This window comes from Chryseobacterium sp. CS3K3.1 (assembly GCF_059515165.1).
In genome coordinates this window covers 1-1,443 of record NZ_JCAKRV010000044.1, presented here as the reverse complement: position 1 = coordinate 1,443, position 1,443 = coordinate 1, and the positions used below count along the sequence as shown (strand labels likewise).

At 35.7% G+C, this 1,443-nt stretch carries 1 protein-coding gene; it reads left to right on the top strand.

The window, feature by feature from the left end:
* Positions 1-36 precede the first annotated feature (36 nt).
* Positions 37-1,374: an IS1182 family transposase gene (locus tag AC5YGI_RS21990; RefSeq protein WP_330743286.1), complete on the top strand. Its 1,338-nt coding sequence runs from the start codon at positions 37-39 to the stop codon at positions 1,372-1,374.
* The last annotated feature ends 69 nt before the right edge of the window (positions 1,375-1,443 follow it).

The following is a 1,443-nucleotide window of genomic DNA, read 5'->3' as shown; positions in this document are numbered from 1 at the left end:
GCTTTCCTAATAGTTGCAAATTGATTAATTTGCTGTGTGTTAAGTAAATCAAAGGTAGTCTTTAAAGATTATAATCCCAAGCAAAATTTTCTTTTTCCTCCTGATTTGTCGGAGCTGATAGAAAATAATCATCCTGTACGAACTGTTTCAGCTGTTATAGATGGTCTGGACATCACTAATTTACTCCGTAATTATAAACCCGGCGGCACATCGGCGTATCATCCCAAAATGCTTTTGAAAGTATTGGTTTATGGCTATTTGTGTAATATTTATTCGAGTAGAAAGCTGGAGCAGGCACTCAAAGAGAATGTTCATTTTATGTGGCTAAGCGCCATGAACCGTCCCGATCATAATACTTTGAACCGTTTCAGAAGTGAGAGGTTAAAAGGAGAACTCAAAGAGATCTTCGCACAAATTGTATTATATCTGGAGAAAGAAGGTCTGGTAAGCCTGCAAACCATCTTTACAGATGGGACTAAAATAGAAGCCAATGCCAATCGTTACACATTTGTATGGGGAAAGGCTATCAAAAAGAATAAAGAACGTATAGAGTCCCAACTTGAGGATTTGTGGAACTACACTCAGGAAATAGCCAGGGAAGAAATGAAAGATACTTCGGAGGTAACCTTTAAGTCTATGGACAAAGAAAAAATAAAATCTGTTATAGAAACGATAGATTCTACTTTAAAAAAGAAGAAAATTTGCTCTAAAGTTCGTCAGAAGATTAATTACGCAAAAAAGAACTGGCCTGAAAATCTTGAAAAATATGAGAACCAAGAGGCTATTCTTGGGAATAGGAACAGCTATTCAAAAACAGACCCTGATGCTACTTTTATGCGCATGAAAGAGGATCATATGCGTAATGGGCAGCTCAAAGCGGCTTACAATCTTCAGTTGAGTACCGAGAATCAGTTTATCATTAATTATACTCTGCATCCTAATCCTGGTGACACTAAAACCCTTCTTGCTCATATTAAGAATTTTGAACACCTTTATCATAAACCTCCCAACGAAATAGTGGCTGATGCAGGATATGGCTCAGAAGAGAACTATATTTTTCTCCAAAAGAGAAAAGTCAAAGCCTATATCAAGTATAATTATTTTGATAAAGATCAGAAAACCAAAATTATAACATCTTCGCCCTCTAACCCAAAACTTTCAAAGCTCCGGCATAAGGTTCATAAGCTTCTCAATACAAAACGGGGCATAATGCTTAGAAAACAAAGGTGTCACGATGTAGAACCTGTGTTTGCTCAAATCAAACATAACAAAGGATTTAAAAGATTTTTTCTCAGAGGACAAAATAAAGTCGAAATAGAAACCGGCTTGATTGCTATTGCGCATAATCTTAGAAAATTGGCTCTGGCAGGGTAAAAAAACCTTCCTTTGTTTTATTCTACCATAATAACTCAAAAATATGATCTAAAAAAAATAAATTCATTG